Below are 16,661 nucleotides of genomic sequence, written 5' to 3' on the forward strand. Positions count from 1 at the left end.
CCCGCCGCTCAGCCATCCGCACAAGCGCCGCCCGGACCACTGTCCGGGCGGCGCGTCACAACAGGGCGAACGTTGCCTGGTGCGGCAACTAGAGAGTGGCCGCCGCCGAGGCGATCGCGGAGGCGAAGGTGGAGACCTCGGTGTAGACACCAGGGGCGTTGGGGCGGGCGCAGCCGATGCCCCAGCTGGTTATGCCGACCTGGATCCAGGCGCCGGCCGCGTCCCGGCGGAACATGGGACCGCCGGAGTCGCCCTGGCAGGTGTCGACGCCGCCCGCCGTGTACCCGGCGCATATCTCCTCGCCCGCGATCAGCCCGCCGTAGCCGCTGTAGGAACGGCAGGTGGCGTCACTGACGAACGGCACGTTCGCCTTGAGCAGGTAGCGCTGCTGGCCGCCGCCCTCGCGGGCCGCGCCCCAGCCGGCGACGGTGAAGGTGCCGGTGTTGTACTGCGCGGTGGTGGCGATCTTCAGGGTCGGCAGGTTGATCGGCTGGGCGAGCTTGATCAGGGCCCAGTCCTTGCCGTTGCCGTTGTAGCCGGGGGCTCGGTAGACCTTGGTCGAGCGGACCTGGACACGGCCGTTGGTGGACTGCAGGTCCACCACACCGGCGGTGGCGGTGATGCTGGTGTTGTTGCCGGTGGCGCCGACGCAGTGGGCGGCGGTCAGCACGATCTGCTGGGTGTACAGCGCACCGCCACAGCCCATCGACAGCCGGACCATGAACGGGAACTCGCCCTGCGCGGCACGCGTGCCGCCGACCACGGGCGCGGGGGCCGCCTGCGCGGCGGACACGGGCTGAAGGCTGACCACCGCGAGCGCGGCCGCACCGGCGACCGCGCATCTCTTGAGGGCCTTGAGGAAAGTCTTCACCTTGACGCCTTCCAGTGGGGGGTCTGGGGATGCGGGAATGTCAGGCGCATGTCAATTCCCGCTTGGATTATGAGCCCCTCCCACCCTCCGCACCAGCATCACAATCCGGCCATCCCGCACCGGCCGTCAGGCCGGTCCCCTCACCGGTCGGGCAGCGCCAGCCACTCGTCCCAGGTCAACTCCCGCCCCACGAACCGCGGCCGCTCGAACGGCCACTCCGTACCGATCCACCGCGGCACGAACACATCCAACGCGCGCTCCAGTTGCCCACCGACCTCGCTGTCCACCACCCACCAGGAGATCTCGGCATCGGCCCCGGCCTTCTGGGGCGGATCGATGTAGACGCAGCCGCGCAGCGCGGTCCTGTCCTCGTTCTCCACGGTGTAGTTGAACGACTCGTGCGCGTCGATCTCGGCGGCGTGCCGCTCCAGATCCTTCTGGTTGGCCTCGTACGACATCGTGGCCGACGGCCAGCCCCAGGCCTTCCCGTAGATCGACCACAGCCGCTCCCGCGACCCCATCACGGCCGGGTAGTCCAGCGGCGCGTCGGCCCCGCTGATCGGCCGCAGATGATGCCGGTTCCCGTCGGGGATCTCGACGCGCAGCGGGTGCACGAAGTCGCGCGGCAACCAGGTCATGCGAGCCGACCGAGGAAGGTGGTCCAGGTGTCGGGGGAGACGGTGAGGACGGGGCCGTCGGGGGTCTTGGAGTCGCGGATGTGGATGGCGGTGGGGTGGGTGGCGACTTCGAGGCAGGCGCCGCCTTCGTTGCTGCTGTGGCTGGACTTCCGCCAGACGTAGGCGACTTCCAGGCAGTCGCCGCCTTCGTTGCTGCTGTAGCTGGACTTGAACCACGCGGTCTTCATGACTCTCCTAGCAGTCCCTTCAAGAGGCGGACGCTCTCGCTGGTGGAGTAGGCCTGTGACCGCAGCATTCCATACTTCAGGTGGTAATCACTGACCTCATCTGGGTCATCTACGAGGAAGCTCGCGCGCTGCACCTCCAGGTAGACCAGGCGCTCGTGTTCGGGTGTTTCCAGTAGCGTCATGGGGCCCGCGAGCCCGGCGTGCGGCATCCGATCCATGGGCATGATCTGCACGCTCATGTGGATGGGGTCGGTGTACTCCAGGATCTGGCGGATCTGCTGCCGCATCACCTCCGGTCCGCCGACCTGCCGCCGCAGGATGCTCTCCTCCAGGACGAAGTGGCCCACGGGTGGACGCTCCCGCTGCCAGATCAACTGCCGCTCCATACGGGCGTTCACCCACTGCTCGGCTGTCTCGCTCCCGAGTGCGGGATAGCGGGAGTCGAAGGCGGCGAGGCAGTACTCCCTGGTCTGGAGCAGTCCCGGCACCATCTGGGTCTGGTACGAGAGAATGCAGACCGCCTCCTGCTCATGCTCGACCAACCCCTGCGCGAACTGCACGATCCTCTCCCGCACCGGCAGTTTCGCCACCAGCACGCTCAACACCCCACCGGTCCCCAGCAGTTCATCGAACTGTGCCGCCCGGTCCGGCTGAAGCGCGAGCCGTCCCTGCTCGATGGACCCCACCGTGTCCACATGAATGTTCGCCAGCTCGGCGAACTGCTCCTGTGTGAGGCCCGCTTGCTTCCGGAAGTGGGCGAGCACCGCGCCAACTGCCTGCCAGGAACCGACCTTCTTGGGCCTCTTCGCCGTGTGCATGCGTGGACCTTTCCCCCGTACGCAGCAGAACTCCTCGTAGTGGAGTCGTAGCAATCAGAACTACGACTTCACTCCCTGATCCACGATAGTGACTCCCTGTGACAGTGGCCGCATGAACGCACAATCCCAACACCCCCGCACCCGCGAGGCGTTCTACCGCCGAGACCGCAGATCGGTGCGTCTGGCACGGGAGTTCACCGGCGAGACGCTGACCGAGTGGGGCGTGACCGAGCGCGGCGACGATGTGCTGCTCTGCGTGAGTGAGCTGGCCACCAACGCGTTACTGCACGGCGTACCGCCAGGCCGCGGCTTCCTCGTCCGCCTCACCCTGTATCCCGAGGGTGTGCTCCGCGTCGCCGTCCATGACAGCGGCTCCGGCGAAGTCCGCGCCCCCGACCCGTCCCCGGACGCGGAACACGGGCGAGGCCTGCTCCTCGTCACCGCACTCGCGGACAAGTGGGGGGTGGGTGAGCGGAACCCCGGCAAGATCGTGTGGTGCGAGTTCGCGGAGCCGGCGGGCGCGGGCTGATACGCCGAGCGCCCGCCCTCCCGCACGGGGAGCGGAGGGCGGGCGCGCTCGAAAAGGCGTTACGCGTTCTTGATCGCCGAGATGTCGAAGTTCAGCTTGATCTTGTCGGAGATCAGCACACCGCCCGTCTCCAGCGCCGCGTTCCAGGTCAGGCCCCACTCCGAGCGCAGGATCTCGGCCTTGCCCTCGAAGCCGACCCGGTCGTTGCCGAACGGGTCCTTCGCGGAGCCGTTGAACTCCAGGTCGATCGTGATCTGCTTGGTGACGCCGAGGATCGACAGGTCACCGGTGATGCGGTAGTCCTCGCCGCCGAGCGCCTCCGCCTTGGTGGAGCGGAACGTCATCGTCGGGAACTCCTCCGTCTTGAAGAAGTCCGAGCTCTTCAGGTGGCCGTCCCGGTCGGCGTTGCCCGTGCTGATGCTGTCCATCGTGACGTCGATGGTCGCGGTCGACTTCGACGGGTCGGTGCCGTCCAGGTGCAGCGAGCCGGTGAAGTCGAGGAACTTGCCCTTCACGTTCGTCACCATGGCGTGCCGGGCGACGAAGCCGATGGTGGTGTGCGCGGGGTCGAGCGTGTACTCGCCGGTCAGGGCGGCCAGCTCCGGGTTCACCGCTGCGGTCGTGGTCGAGGTGTCGGTGTTCTTGCTGCCGAAGATGCCCATGGTGTGCTCCTCTGGGGACGGGTGGCTGTTGAACGTTCAACCATGCTCAACGGAGTCGACCGTAGACCTATTCCGTTCAACTTTCAACCTCATCGACGGGGTGTCGCGCTACCCTCACGTGTCACCCAAGGGATGGCATGGGCCAGACATGAATCTTCCGTGGCTGTCAGCTGACCATTTTGTGTGACCCCTACAACACCGAAGCCCTCTGAGCGTCGAAACGCCTGCATGCCGCCCCGGTTCTGTTCAGTGGCACCAGGAAAACGCCCCGGAGACTGTACGGAGTCGACGGCCCGCTTTCCTTGGTGTCCTTCGTAAGGTCGCTACATGACCGTTTTGGATGAGGCGCCGGGTGAGTCCACGAGCGAGCCGACGGACGCGCGCGGGCGAGTGGCCGAACTGCACGAGATCCGCGCCCAGGCGGTGGCCGGTCCCAGCGAGAGGGCGACCGAGGCGCAGCACGCCAAGGGCAAGCTGACCGCCCGCGAGCGGATCGAGCTGCTCCTCGACCCGGGCTCCTTCCGTGAGGTCGAGCAGCTGCGCCGGCACCGGGCGACCGGCTTCGGCCTGGAGACCAAGAAGCCGTACACCGACGGTGTCATCACCGGCTGGGGCACGGTGGAGGGCCGTACGGTCTTCGTCTACGCCCACGACTTCCGCATCTTCGGCGGCGCCCTCGGCGAGGCCCACGCCACGAAGATTCACAAGATCATGGACATGGCCATCGCGGCCGGTGCCCCGCTGGTCTCGCTCAACGACGGCGCGGGCGCCCGGATCCAGGAGGGCGTCAGCGCCCTGGCCGGTTACGGCGGCATCTTCCAGCGCAACACCAAGGCGTCCGGCGTCATCCCGCAGATCAGCGTGATGCTCGGCCCGTGCGCCGGCGGCGCGGCCTACAGCCCCGCCCTGACCGACTTCGTCTTCATGGTCCGCGAGACCTCGCAGATGTTCATCACCGGCCCGGACGTGGTCAAGGCGGTGACCGGCGAGGAGATCACCCAGAACGGCCTCGGCGGTGCCGACGTGCACGCCGAGACCTCCGGCGTCTGCCACTTCGCGTACGACGACGAGGAGACCTGCATCGCCGAGGTGCGCTACCTCCTCTCCCTGCTCCCGCAGAACAACCGGGAGAACCCGCCGCGGGTGGAGTGCTCCGACGCCCCCGACCGCCGCTCCGACGTCCTGCTGGACCTGGTCCCGGCGGACGGCAACCGGCCGTACGACATGGCGAAGGTCATCGAGGAGATCGTCGACGACGGCGAGTACCTGGAGGTCCACGAGCGCTGGGCGCGCAACATCATCTGCGCGCTGGCCCGGCTGGACGGCCAGGTGGTCGGCATCATCGCCAACCAGCCGCAGGTGCTGGCGGGCGTCCTTGACATCGAGGCGAGTGAAAAGGCCGCGCGCTTCGTCCAGATGTGCGACGCCTTCAACATCCCGATCATGACGTTCCTGGACGTCCCCGGCTTCCTCCCCGGCGTCGACCAGGAGCACGGCGGAATCATCCGCCACGGGGCCAAGCTGCTGTACGCGTACTGCAACGCCACCGTGCCGCGGATCTCCCTGATCCTGCGCAAGGCCTACGGCGGCGCCTACATCGTCATGGACAGCCAGTCCATCGGCGCGGACCTCACGTACGCCTGGCCGACGAACGAGATCGCCGTGATGGGCGCCGAGGGTGCCGCCAACGTCATCTTCCGCCGCCAGATCGCCGACGCCGAGGACCCCGAGGCCATGCGGCAGAAGATGGTCAAGGAGTACAAGTCCGAGCTGATGCACCCGTACTACGCGGCTGAGCGCGGCCTGGTGGACGACGTCATCGACCCGGCCGAGACCCGCGAGGTGCTCATCCGCTCCCTGGCGATGCTGCACACCAAGCACGCCGACCTGCCCTCGCGCAAGCACGGCAACCCCCCGCAGTAACCCAGCGGACTTTCCGCGGCACCCCCGCGGAAACCTCATCCACGGAGACTGACAGCCATGGACCACCCTGACATCCGCGTCGAGAAGGGCCACGCCGAGCCCGAGGAAGTCGCCGCCATCACGGCCATCCTCCTGGCCCGCGCCGCCGCCCACACCGCCACGTCCACCCGCGCCCACCGCGCCCACGCCAAGGCCGGCTGGCGCCGCCTGGAGCGCGAGCCGGGCTTCCGCGCCCCGCACAGCTGGCGCTGACAAAAAGACAAAACACAAAGACAAAAAGAAGGGCCCCTCTCCAAGAGAGGGGCCCTTCAACGTCCCTGGACCTACCGCAGACGCGCCATCAGCGCGTGCTCCACCAACGTGATCAGCGTCGACTTGGCGTCCGCGCGATGACGGGCGTCCGTCGTGATGATCGGAGTGTCCGGGCCGATCTGCAGCGCCTCGCGGACCTCCTCCGGCGCGTACGGCTGCTGTCCGTCGAAGCCGTTGAGGGCGATGACGAACGGCAGTCCGCTGTTCTCGAAGTAGTCGACCGCGGGGAAGCAGTCGGCCAGGCGCCGGGTGTCCACGAGCACCACCGCGCCGATGGCGCCGCGCACCAGGTCGTCCCACATGAACCAGAAGCGGTCCTGGCCGGGCGTACCGAAGAGGTACAGGATCAGGTCCTGGTCCAAGGTGATACGGCCGAAGTCCATGGCCACGGTCGTCGTGGTCTTGTCTCCGGTGTGGGTGAGGTCGTCGATGCCTGCCGAAGCAGACGTCATGACGGCCTCCGTGCGCAGCGGGTTGATCTCCGAGACGGCGCCGACGAACGTGGTCTTGCCCACGCCGAAGCCGCCCGCCACCACGATCTTCGCGGAGGTGGTGGAGCGGGAAGGACCGCCGCTAGAGCTTGCGAAGTCCACTGAGCACCCTTTCGAGCAGTGTCACGTCTGGCTGGCCGCCGGCGTTCTCGTCGCCGCCGGGCTGATGGATGGCGACCAGGCCCGCCTCCGCCAAGTCGGCGACGAGGATCCTGGCCACGCCGAGGGGAATCGTCAGCAGGGCCGAGATCTCGGCCACCGACTTGATCTCCCGGCAGAGGTTGCAGATCCGCTGATGCTCGGGCAGCTGACCCTGCATCTGGTGCGGAGCCGCGGTGGTGTGCACCAGCGCCTCGATGGCGAGCTGGTACCGCGGCCTGGTGCGGCCGCCCGTCATCGCGTACGGGCGCACCAGGGGGTTGTTCGACGCCCCGGCGGGCGCCGGCTCAGGGGTGCGGCGCTGCGGCTGCACGGGCTGGATGCGCGGCGCGTTCGGCTGGTCGTACGGCGAGGGCCCGGGACCCTGCGGTGCGTACGGCTGCCGGTGGCTCGGTGCGGAGGGGAAGTTGTACCGGTTCGGGGAACCGTCGTTCTGCCCCTGGCCAGGGCCGTACGACCAGTTGCCTGATGAACCGCTTGGGGGTGTTGCCACTTTCTCCTCCTCCGACTGTGCCGGGCACCCATCGCTGTGGAGCCGCGTCCCGAAACCTTACGGCCACGGGACGCGAAATCGCACCGTCTGTCTCTTAGTTGAGAAGGCTTCCTTGGAGCTCCGCACGAAGATCCGGAGTCAGAACCGTGCCCGCACGGTCGACCAGAAGCGCCATCTCGTACCCAATGAGGCCGATGTCCGCTTCGGGGTGCGCAAGAACCGCGAGTGACGACCCATCGGAAATGGACATGATGAAGAGGAATCCTCGCTCCATCTCCACAACCGTCTGGTTCACGCTGCCGCCCTCGAAGATGCGCGAGGCGCCGGCGGTCAGTGAGGTCAGACCGGAGGCGACGGCCGCGAGCTGGTCGGCGCGGTCGCGGGGGAAGCCTTCGGACATCGCCAGAAGGAGTCCGTCGGCGGAGACCACCACCGTGTGGGACACCCCGGGGGTGTTGTCCACGAAGTTGGTGATCAACCAGTTCAGGTTCTGTGCCGCCTGGCTCATCGGGCTCACACTAACGCTCCTGGTTGTAGGTGCTGTCAGGACCGAAGCCCTGGCCGTTCGTTTCACTTCCTGCGCTGCGTCCCCGCTGGACACCCCGGCGCAGGTTGCTCAGCCTGCCCCGGACGTCCTCGGGAGCGCGGGAGACCTGTGGGCCGCCCTGCGGGGTCGACTCCGCGGCACCCTCGACCAGATTGGCCTTGGGTACCCGCCGCGGCAGGCCGGAGGAGGTGACCCCGCCCGCCTTGGGCTTGCGGAGCTGGGAGGCCTGCTGCCAGCGCTCGTCGTTCGCCGAGCGCCAGCCGTCGTCGGCGTTGCGCTCCGCCGAAGGGGCCGCCGCGTCCCGGTTCCCGGGCAGGCCCGCCGCCTGGCCACCACCGGTGGATCCCCGGCGGGGAAGCCCGGCGTCGGTCAGCGCGTGCCCTGCGGTGTGGCCCGGTTCCGGACGGTCGAAGCCTACGCGGTCGCGCTCACTCGCGTCAGCGGCCTGCGCAGATTCCGTTTCGGGAGCGTACTGGTCGGCGTACCCGTTCTGGTAGCCGTCACGCTGCTGCCAGTCGCCCTGGTAGGAGTGCTCGTCGAAGGCCGAGAAGCTCTCCGCCGCCCCGGACGGGACAGCCGCGGGCTCCTCCTGGGCAGGCTCCGCATAACCGGGCTCCGGGTAGCCGCCGTTGGTCGCGAAACCATCGTTCTGCGGCAGCCCGTTCGGCGTGTAGTACTGCTCGTCGTACGACCCCTGCTGCTGGTCCTCGTACGACGTCTGCTCCTGGTACGCCGACTGCTGACCGTAGGCCGCGGCCTGGTCCGGGTAGGCGTTCTGGCCGTTGTCGTACGGCTGTTGGCCGTTGTCGTAGCCCTGCTGGCCGTGGGCCTGGGCCTCCAGGGCCGCGCGGCGCTCCTCGCGCATCAGGGAGCGGCCCACCGGGTCCAGCTCGCGGATGTCGTCGGGGACCTCGGTGTAGCGGCTGTCGTCGAAGCCGAGCTCGGCGGCCGTACGCATCGGCTGGTTGAAGCTCTCACCCTGGAACTGCTGCTCCGGGATGATCTGCGAGACGGTGAACTCCTCGCGGTCCGGCGCCTGCTCGCCGCCACCGCCGTGCGTGATGGCGTCGGGCAGCATGACCAGCGACGTGGTGCCGGCCTGCTCGCCGGAGGGGCGCAGCTGGACGCGGATGCCGTGCCGGTCGGACAGCCGGCCGACCACGAACAGGCCCATGCGCTGGGAGATCGCGGCGTCCACGGTCGGCGGGTTGGCCAGCTTGTGGTTGATGTCCGCGAAGTCCTCGGCGGTGAGGCCGATGCCCTTGTCGTGGATCTCGACCATTACGCGGCCGTCGGGCAGCCGGGTCGCGGTGACGCGGACCTTGGTCTGCGGGGAGGAGAACGTGGTCGCGTTCTCCAGCAGCTCGGCCAGCAGGTGCACGAGGTCGGTCACGGCACGGCCGTGGATGTCGGCCTCCGGCACCCCGGATATCTCGATGCGCTCGTACTGCTCCACCTCGGAGGAGGCGGCGCGCAGCACGTCGACCAGCGGGACCGGCTGGTCCCAGCGGCGGCCGGGCTCCTCGCCGGCGAGGACCAGGAGGTTCTCGCCGTTGCGGCGCATACGGGTCGCCAGGTGGTCCAGGCGGAAGAGGTTCTCCAGCTGGTCCGGGTCGGCCTCGTTGTTCTCCAGGTCGGTGATCAGGGTCAGCTGGCCCTCGATCAGCGACTGGTTGCGGCGCGAGAGGTTGGTGAAGATCGCGTTGATGTTGCCCCGCAGCAGGGCCTGCTCGGCGGCGAGCCGGACGGCCTCGCGGTGCACCTGGTCGAAGGCCCGGGCGACCTCGCCGATCTCGTCGGTGGAGGTGATCGGGATGGGCGAGACACGGGTGTCGACGCGACCGGGGTCGGTGCGCGAGAGCTGGTCGACCAGCATCGGCAGCCGCTGCTCGGCGATGCCGAAGGCGGCGTTGCGCAGCTGGCGCATCGAGCGGCTCATCTGGCGGGCCACCATGCCGGCCAGGATGAACGCGGCGAGCAGGGCGACCACGACGGCGGCACCGACGATGATGGCGTCGCGCTTGGCTTCGTCGGCGATGCTCGACGCCTCGTTCACCGCGGTGTCGGCCAGGTCCGACTCGATCTGGTGGTACGCGTTGTACTTGAGGGTGGTGACCGCCCACCAGTTCTCGGCGGTGACGCCCTGCTGGGCGAGCGCCTCACGGGCGCTCGCGTCGGTGGTCGTCAGACCCGCCACGGCCGCGACCATCACGGTCGGGTCGGACGGCGGCGCCTTGTACTCCGGGTCCTTGGCCAGGGCTTCCTTGGCCTGCCGCTGGGCGTCCGCCTTGATCTGCGTCTCGGCGTCCTTCAGCTTCTGCGCGTCGGCCTCGGTACCACCGCCGATGTACTCCTCGACGGCGATGCGCTCAAGGTAGGCGTACGAGGTGAGCGCCACGCGCTGCTTGGCCAGGTCGGTGTCCTTGGGGCCCGGCTTGACCAGCAGGTGCATACCGATGGAGCGCTCCAGCGACAGCGCACCCTTGGTCAGCGTGATCGCGTAGACGGTCCGGCCGTAGCTGGTGATGTTTCCGGTGCCCAGGCCCAGCTCGTTGGCGAACTCCGTGAGCGGGTGGGCGACCTCGACGTAGCCCTCCTCCGTCTGCACGCCGGTGAGCCGGGAGGTGTAGGCGACCTGGCGCAGCTCCTGGAGCTTGGGCTCCACCTCGCGGAACAGGCTCAGCCGGCGCTCCAGACCCGCCTTCTGCGGCATGTTCTGGGCGGCCTCGTCGAAGGCGTCGGCGGCCTCGTCGGTCTTCTTGCGGGCCTGCGTGACGGTGGCCTGGTCGCGGCCCAGCAGCAGCGGGGACGCGGTGACGTCACGCTCGTTGTAGAGGGCGTCCGCGTAGGTCAGGGAGGCCCGGACCAGACGCGCGGTGTTCTCCGCGTCCTCGGCCTCCTGCCAGGTGTCGATCGAGCTCTTCACCTGGAAGCCGCCCATGACCAGGCCGACCAGCACGGGGATGAGCAGGATCGCGTTCAGCCGGGTCGCCACACGCCAGTTGCGCGGGGAGAAACGGCCGCCGCTCGGAGCGGGCGCGGCCACCTGCTCCGAACCGGGCACAGCAGGGGCGGGCGCCGCTCCGCGCGGCGGCGGGGTGAAGTTGCCCCGGGCGGGCGGCTCGGGACCTTTGTTGCTTCGCCTCACTCGACCAACAACCTCTCGGCGGCGGGCACCTACGTCGTGCCGCAGTGTCTCAGAGCCCAGTTCGCCATCGACCACTGAGTACGTCTTTGACCTTTGGGCAGTTCAGGCATTCCAGCACGTCGACCTGCGCTCTTCCAAACATGGGAAAGGGCGGATTCCTCGTGAGGTAAGCCCCAGATAAAACGGTCATAAAGAGCGAGCCCCGTCAAAAGACGGGGCTTTTGTGAGCGCAGCGAGACCGCATGACCGCGACGCGTGGCCGTACCACTCGATTCCTCTGCCGAAACGTTATGAACACCGAAGCCGACCGTGTCAAAGGCCACAGCCGGCTCCGCTGCCACGCTGACGACGCCTACGGCAACTGCCGTACGAAGCCGTCCACTTGAGTCCTACTTCAGCCGCGCCATCAGAGCGTGCTCCACCAGCGTGATCAGCGCGGACTTGGCGTCGGACCGGTGCCGGGCGTCGGTGGTGATGATCGGGGTGTCCGGGCCGATCTGCAGCGCCTCGCGGACCTCCTCCGGCGCGTACGGCTGGTGTCCGTCGAAGCCGTTGAGGGCGACCACGAACGGCAGGCCGCTGTTCTCGAAGTAGTCCACCGCCGGGAAGCAGTCCGCCAGCCGGCGGGTGTCCACCAGCACGACCGCGCCGATGGCGCCGCGCACCAGGTCGTCCCACATGAACCAGAAGCGGTCCTGACCCGGCGTACCGAACAGGTACAGGATCAGGTCCTGGTCGAGCGTGATGCGGCCGAAGTCCATCGCCACCGTCGTGGTGGTCTTGTCCCCGGTGTGCGTGAGGTCGTCGATGCCCGCGCTCGCGGACGTCATGACCGCCTCGGTGCGCAGCGGGTTGATCTCCGAGACGGCGCCGACGAACGTGGTCTTGCCCACGCCGAAGCCGCCGGCCACCACGATCTTGGCGGAGGTGGTGGCACCTCTCGGTTCAGAGCTTGCGAAGGCCACTGAGCACCCTTTCGAGCAGTGTCACGTCGGGCGCACCGCCGTTGTTCTCGTCGCCGCCGGGCTGGTGGACGGCCACCAGTCCGGCCTCGGCGAGGTCCGCGACGAGGATGCGGGCGACGCCGAGCGGCATGGCGAGCAGCGCCGAGACCTCGGCGACCGACTTCACCTCGCGGCACAGGTGGCAGATGCGCTGGTGCTCCGGGAGCAGTCCCATGAGCGCTGCCGGGTCGGCCGTGGTGCTGATCAGCGCCTCCAGGGCGAGCTGATAGCGCGGCCGGGTCCGGCCGCCGGTCATCGCGTACGGACGGACCAGCGGCTGGTCGCCCTCGTCCCCGTACGGATCTGTGTACGGATCATGAGAGGCGGTGGGCGGGGTCATGAATCCTCCGGGCGGGACAGCAAGTCGGTCAGTCGTGCCGTCTGACGGGGGCCGGTGGGGGGATTGTGGCGGCCGGACGGTGATTTGGTGAGGCGGGTGGAACTGGGGACGTTAGTGGAGCAGACTTCCTTGCAGTTCGGCGCGCAGGTCCGGCGTGAGCACTGCTCCCGCCCGGTCGACCAGCAGCGCCATCTCGTAGCCGACGAGGCCGATGTCGCACTCGGGGTGCGCGAGAACGGCGAGCGACGAGCCGTCCGAGACGGACATGAGGAAGAGAAATCCCCGCTCCATCTCCACGACGGTCTGCGCCACGTTACCGCCCTCGAAGATCCGGGACGCCCCGGCGGTCAGTGAGGTGAGCCCCGAAGCGACCGCCGCGAGCTGGTCGGCGCGGTCGCGCGGAAAGCCCTCCGACATCGCCAGGAGGAGACCGTCGGCGGACACGACGACGGTGTGGGACACCCCGGGGGTGTTGTCCACGAAGTTGGTGATCAACCAGTTCAGGTTCTGTGCCGCCTGGCTCATCGGACTCAACTAACGCTCCTGCTGGTGAGTGGGGCTCGGGAAACTGCCCGTCTGGCCGGACCCGGCCTGACGGCCCTGTGCGATACCCCGACGGAGGTTGGTCAGCCGGCCGCGCACGTCCTGTGGGGCGCGCGAGACCTGCGGACCGCTCTGGTGCTGCTGTTGCTGTGCCGTGCCCGGGACGAGGTTCGCCCGGGGCACCCGGCGCGGCAGGCCGGAGGTGGTGACGCCGCCCGCGGCCGGCTGCCGTACGCGCTCGGCCTGCCGGACGAGGTCGTCGTTCGGCGAGCTGCGCCAGGCGGGGGCGGCGGGACGCTGCTGAGCCGAGGGGCCCTGCGGCTGCTGCGGGGCCGGCGCGGCGCCGTTGCCCTGCGGGCGCTGGGGCCGACCCGGCTGGGACTGCTGACCGGGGTGGCCCTGCTGGCCCTGGCCCTGCTGGCCCGGCTGGCCTGCCTGGCCGCGGAACCAGTTCGTCTCCAGCGTGTCGTACAGCGGCGTACGCCCGTCACCGGGACCCGAGGCCGGCGGCAACGCCTCCGGCTGCGGGCGGCCGGGCCGCTGCTGCGGGGCCGGCGGCCGCTGGCCACCGAAGTCGCCCTGCGGGCGCTCGAACTGGCCCGGGCCCGAGGGGTTCTGGCGGCCGCCGGGCAGCGAGTGCTGACCCGTGGAGGAGCCGTCGTACCCGGAGTACTGGCTGGTAGCCCCGTTGTCGTAGCCCGACTGAGCCGGGAAGTGACCCGTGGACCCGTTGTCGTAGCCCTGCGGCGGGTACTGGCCGCTCGCGCCGTTGTCCTGCCGCTGCGGAGCGGGGAACTGGCCGGTGGAGCCGTCGTCGTACGCCTGCGGTACGGCGAACTGGCCCGTGTTGGACGGGTTGTTCGGGTTGTTCGGGTTCCCCGGGGCGGAGGGGCTGCCGAAGACGTCCGAGCGGACGAACTGGCCGTTGTTCTGCTGCCCGTTCGCGCCCGGGCGCGGGAACTCGTCGGGGGCACCGGGGCCCTGGCGGTCGTCCGTGCGGGGAACCGCAGGGAACTCCGCGGTCGAGCCTGGGCCGTGCCGGTCGTCGATCCTGGGCATCGGGGCCGTCTGGGACGGGTCCCGCTGCTCGTCATGGCCGCGCGGGGTGTCCAGCGTGGCGCGCGGCACGGGGGGCTGCGCGTTCTCGTCGCTCCAGCTCGGGCGCTGCTGCTCGTTGCCGCCCGGCAGCTCGGCCCGCGCTCCGCCACGCGGCGGCAGCTGCGGCTGACGGCCGCGCCGGCCGCGCTTGCCACCGGTCTCCGCGTCGCCGCGCTGCGGGGTCGCGGGGCCGCGGGTGTCCTGGCCCTGCGGGGGAACCGGCATCTGGGCGTTGCCCGCCGACCGGCCCTGCGGAGTCTGCGGTCCATGCGCACCGCCCGGCGCACCCGGGGCACCGCCCGAGTCGCGGCCCGGCAGCGCGGCCCGCGGGCCCTGACCGGCGCCGAGCCGGCCACCGCCGGAGGACGCACCGGCACCAAGGGCATCACCACCGGCCGGACCTGCACCGAGTGCCCCGCCGCCCGGCGCACCGGCGCCCAGCGAGGAGCCGTTGCCACGTCGAGCCGCGGCCGCACCGGCGGCGGCCTGCGCGGCGGCCGGACCGCCACCGCCACCGGGGCCGCCCTGACCGGGCTTGCCCTGCGGCTTCTTGCCGCCCTGGGCCACGTCGACCGGCAGCATGACCAGCGCGGTCGTACCACCGGAGTCGGACGGGCGCAGCTGGATGCGGATGCCGTGGCGCTGCGAGAGGCGGCCGACCACGAAGAGGCCCATGCGGCGGGAGACGGAGACGTCCACGGTGGGCGGCGAGGCGAGCCGCTCGTTGATCTGGGCGAGGTCCTCGGGGGAGAGGCCGATACCGGTGTCGTGGATCTCGATCAGCACCCGGCCGTCGGGCAGCGCGTGACCGGTGACCTTGACCTTGGTCTGCGGCGAGGAGAACGACGTGGCGTTCTCCAGCAGCTCGGCGAGCAGGTGCACGAGGTCGTTGACCACGCGGCCGGCCACCTGGGTGGTCGGCACCGACGCCAGCTCGATGCGCTCGTACTGCTCCACCTCGGACGCGGCGGCACGCAGCACGTCGACCAGCGGAACCGGCCGGGTCCAGCGCCGGCCGGGCTCCTCACCGGCGAGGACCAGGAGGTTCTCACCGTTCCGGCGCATACGGGTGGCGAGGTGGTCCAGCTTGAACAGCGAGGCCAGCTGGTCCGGGTCCGCCTCGCGGGACTCCAGTTCGGAGATCAGCGACAGCTGGCGCTGGATCAGACCCTGGGAGCGGCGCGAGAGGTTGGTGAACATCGCGTTGACGTTGCCCCGCAGCAGGGCCTGCTCGGCGGCGAGGCGGACCGCCTCGCGGTGCACGTCGTCGAAGGCCGCGGCCACTCGGCCGATCTCGTCCCGGGAGTGCACACCGACCGACTCCACGGACGTGTCGACGTCCTGCGGGTCGGACTCGGACAGCTGCTTGACCAGCTCGGGCAGACGCTCCTGGGCGACCTTGGTCGCGGTGTCCTCCAGCCGGCGCAGCGAGCGGATCATGGAGCGGGCCACCACGAAGGCGCCGACCAGCGAGACGCCGAGCACCAGCAGCACCAGCGCACCGGAGATGATCGCTTCCTGCTCCGACTCGCTGCGCAGCTCGCGCGCCTTCTGCTCCATGTCGTCGAGCAGCTGGCGCTCGATGTTCTTCATCTGCTGGATCTTGGTGGAGCTGTCGTCCAGCCAGTCCCGGTACGAGCGCTTCTCCAGGCCCTGCAGACCGTCCTCCCGCCCGAGCGCGCGGGCGGCGAACTTGTCGGTGGCCTCGATGGTCGCGTTGTTCTGGTTGATCGGCTTCAGCAGCTCCTCGGCGCCGTCGCCGTAGATGCTGGAGAAGCTGCGCAGCTCCGAGACCTGGCTCTCCAGCGCCGACTGGGCGTAGAGCCGGTCGTTCTCGGAGAGGTCGCCGAAGGTCTTGTTGTTGGCCGGCAGCGCCGCCGCCAGCACGGCGCGCTGGACCGACGCGTACTCCTTGGCGGAGGAGAACGCGGACAGGGCGCGGGTGCGCTGGATCATCTCGGGGTTGCTGGTCGCCTCGGCCATGTCCTGCGAGAGGTCCAGCAGGTGCTCGATGAGGCGGTGGTAGGCCTCCACGGTCTGCGTGGAGTTGTCCTCGGCCTCGTAGGCGTTGTTGCGGATCTCGTTGAGGCTGTTCAGGTCGCGGGCGAGACCGACCACGCTGTCGCGCACGCCCTGGAGGTTGCCGTCCTTGCTGGCGGTGTCGACCTCCTCGGACGAGTTGAGGAAGTTCTCCAGCGCCCGGTCCGTCTTGTCCTGGAAGCCCTTGACCGTGACCGCGCTGGTCGTCGAGCCGTGCGCCAGCGGGCCGGCGGACTGGTCGCGCTCCTCCTGGAGCGCGGCGGCCAGCTCGGTGGCCTGCTTGGTCATCTCGGTGAGCAGCTTCATGTTGTCGAGCTGCTCGATGTCGTCCATGGACTGGCTGATGCGCAGCGCGCCGAGCGAGGTGGCCGCGACCACCGGCAGCGTGAGCAGCGCCACCAGACGGGTCGAGATCCGCCAGTTGCGCAGGGCTATTCGCGGCCCGGGGCCGCTCGCGCCCTGCGGTGGCTTCACCGTCGGAGCGGGAGTGGAAGAGCCCGGGGTCGCCGAGGCGCCGGGACGACCCGAGGCCGTGGACGCGCCGGGGCGCCCGGAGCGCGGACCGCCGTCGCCGGACGGGGTCGGGCCCGGGCCCTGGGCGTGCTGGGGCGAGGAGCTGCCGGCCGTGGGGCCAGTCCCGCCGTGCGGCTCCGGCTCCGCCGAAGCGCTGCCATCCCTCTTGAAACGTCCCTGCACTAGCGTCGCAACCTCTGGACCAGGCGCCCCTCCGCGTGAACGGAAGGACGGTGTCGGCGTCGTCGGGCACGCCCTGAATACGCACCCGGGTGGTCGTGAGTGACCGGCGCTGGACTCCCCTT

16 protein-coding genes are annotated in these 16,661 nt (G+C 69.7%); 3 read left to right on the forward strand and 13 right to left on the reverse strand.

The features are described from left to right. Positions 1-88: 88 nt before the first annotated feature. The 4 genes from SSP24_RS22805 to SSP24_RS22820 all read right to left on the reverse strand — a co-directional run bounded on the left by SSP24_RS22805 (position 89) and on the right by SSP24_RS22820 (position 2,554). Positions 89-871 carry a serine protease gene (locus SSP24_RS22805; protein ID WP_141311552.1) on the reverse strand — a complete coding sequence of 261 codons (783 nt, stop codon included), beginning with the start codon at positions 869-871 and terminating at the stop codon, positions 89-91. Between the two features lie 140 nt (positions 872-1,011). Then, positions 1,012-1,509: an N-acetyltransferase gene (locus SSP24_RS22810; protein ID WP_141311553.1), complete on the reverse strand. Its 498-nt coding sequence runs from the start codon at positions 1,507-1,509 to the stop codon at positions 1,012-1,014. Next, positions 1,506-1,736 carry a DUF397 domain-containing protein gene (locus tag SSP24_RS22815; RefSeq protein WP_141311554.1) on the reverse strand — a complete coding sequence of 77 codons (231 nt, stop codon included), beginning with the start codon at positions 1,734-1,736 and terminating at the stop codon, positions 1,506-1,508. The genes SSP24_RS22810 and SSP24_RS22815 overlap by 4 nt, the downstream gene beginning before the upstream one ends. After that, on the reverse strand, positions 1,733-2,554 hold the full coding sequence (locus SSP24_RS22820) for a helix-turn-helix domain-containing protein (RefSeq protein WP_141311555.1): 822 nt from the start codon (positions 2,552-2,554) through the stop codon (positions 1,733-1,735). The genes SSP24_RS22815 and SSP24_RS22820 overlap by 4 nt, the downstream gene beginning before the upstream one ends. A 112-nt stretch (positions 2,555-2,666) precedes the next feature. Between SSP24_RS22820 and SSP24_RS22825 the strand changes: the two genes are divergently transcribed. Continuing rightward, positions 2,667-3,083: an ATP-binding protein gene (locus SSP24_RS22825; RefSeq protein WP_141311556.1), complete on the forward strand. Its 417-nt coding sequence runs from the start codon at positions 2,667-2,669 to the stop codon at positions 3,081-3,083. A 59-nt stretch (positions 3,084-3,142) separates the two neighbouring features. Here the strand turns inward: SSP24_RS22825 and SSP24_RS22830 are convergent, their stop codons facing one another. After that, the gene (locus tag SSP24_RS22830) at positions 3,143-3,745 is read right to left on the reverse strand and encodes a YceI family protein (RefSeq protein WP_141311557.1); all 603 of its coding nucleotides are present in this window, start codon (positions 3,743-3,745) and stop codon (positions 3,143-3,145) included. Positions 3,746-4,135: 390 nt separating this feature from the next. Here SSP24_RS22830 and SSP24_RS22835 point away from each other — a divergent pair, with 390 nt between their 5' ends. Both SSP24_RS22835 and SSP24_RS22840 read left to right on the forward strand, forming a co-directional pair. Further along, entirely contained in the window at positions 4,136-5,668 is a 1,533-nt protein-coding gene (locus tag SSP24_RS22835; protein WP_174864694.1) for an acyl-CoA carboxylase subunit beta, read from the forward strand. Positions 5,669-5,725: 57 nt separating this feature from the next. Further along, the gene (locus tag SSP24_RS22840; RefSeq protein ID WP_141311559.1) at positions 5,726-5,920 is read left to right on the forward strand and encodes an acyl-CoA carboxylase subunit epsilon; all 195 of its coding nucleotides are present in this window, start codon (positions 5,726-5,728) and stop codon (positions 5,918-5,920) included. Between the two features lie 71 nt (positions 5,921-5,991). Here SSP24_RS22840 and SSP24_RS22845 read toward each other — a convergent pair whose 3' ends face one another. The 8 genes from SSP24_RS22845 to SSP24_RS22880 form a co-directional block, all read right to left on the reverse strand. After that, positions 5,992-6,573 (reverse strand): GTP-binding protein, encoded by a 582-nt coding sequence (locus SSP24_RS22845; RefSeq protein ID WP_110630992.1) that lies wholly within the window; start codon positions 6,571-6,573, stop codon positions 5,992-5,994. Beyond that, positions 6,554-7,123: a DUF742 domain-containing protein gene (locus tag SSP24_RS22850; RefSeq protein WP_141311560.1), complete on the reverse strand. Its 570-nt coding sequence runs from the start codon at positions 7,121-7,123 to the stop codon at positions 6,554-6,556. Before SSP24_RS22850 ends, SSP24_RS22845 begins: the two co-directional genes overlap by 20 nt. Before the next feature lie 94 nt (positions 7,124-7,217). After that, entirely contained in the window at positions 7,218-7,631 is a 414-nt protein-coding gene (locus tag SSP24_RS22855) for a roadblock/LC7 domain-containing protein (RefSeq protein WP_004983065.1), read from the reverse strand. A gap of 10 nt (positions 7,632-7,641) precedes the next feature. Beyond that, positions 7,642-10,818, reverse strand: a complete 3,177-nt coding sequence (locus SSP24_RS22860; RefSeq protein WP_167529664.1) for a nitrate- and nitrite sensing domain-containing protein — start codon at positions 10,816-10,818, stop codon at positions 7,642-7,644. A 389-nt stretch (positions 10,819-11,207) separates the two neighbouring features. Then, positions 11,208-11,783, reverse strand: a complete 576-nt coding sequence (locus SSP24_RS22865) for a GTP-binding protein (RefSeq protein ID WP_141311562.1) — start codon at positions 11,781-11,783, stop codon at positions 11,208-11,210. Further along, entirely contained in the window at positions 11,764-12,162 is a 399-nt protein-coding gene (locus tag SSP24_RS22870; RefSeq protein WP_073941118.1) for a DUF742 domain-containing protein, read from the reverse strand. The genes SSP24_RS22865 and SSP24_RS22870 overlap by 20 nt, the downstream gene beginning before the upstream one ends. Before the next feature lie 111 nt (positions 12,163-12,273). Beyond that, complete coding sequence (locus SSP24_RS22875; protein ID WP_003973453.1) at positions 12,274-12,687, reverse strand: roadblock/LC7 domain-containing protein; 414 nt, start codon at positions 12,685-12,687, stop codon at positions 12,274-12,276. 9 nt (positions 12,688-12,696) lie between these two features. After that, the gene (locus tag SSP24_RS22880) at positions 12,697-16,539 is read right to left on the reverse strand and encodes a nitrate- and nitrite sensing domain-containing protein (RefSeq protein ID WP_141311563.1); all 3,843 of its coding nucleotides are present in this window, start codon (positions 16,537-16,539) and stop codon (positions 12,697-12,699) included. Positions 16,540-16,661 lie beyond the last annotated feature (122 nt).

Origin of the sequence: Streptomyces spinoverrucosus (genome assembly GCF_006539505.1) — a bacterium.
GTDB classification, from domain to species: domain Bacteria; phylum Actinomycetota; class Actinomycetes; order Streptomycetales; family Streptomycetaceae; genus Streptomyces; species Streptomyces spinoverrucosus.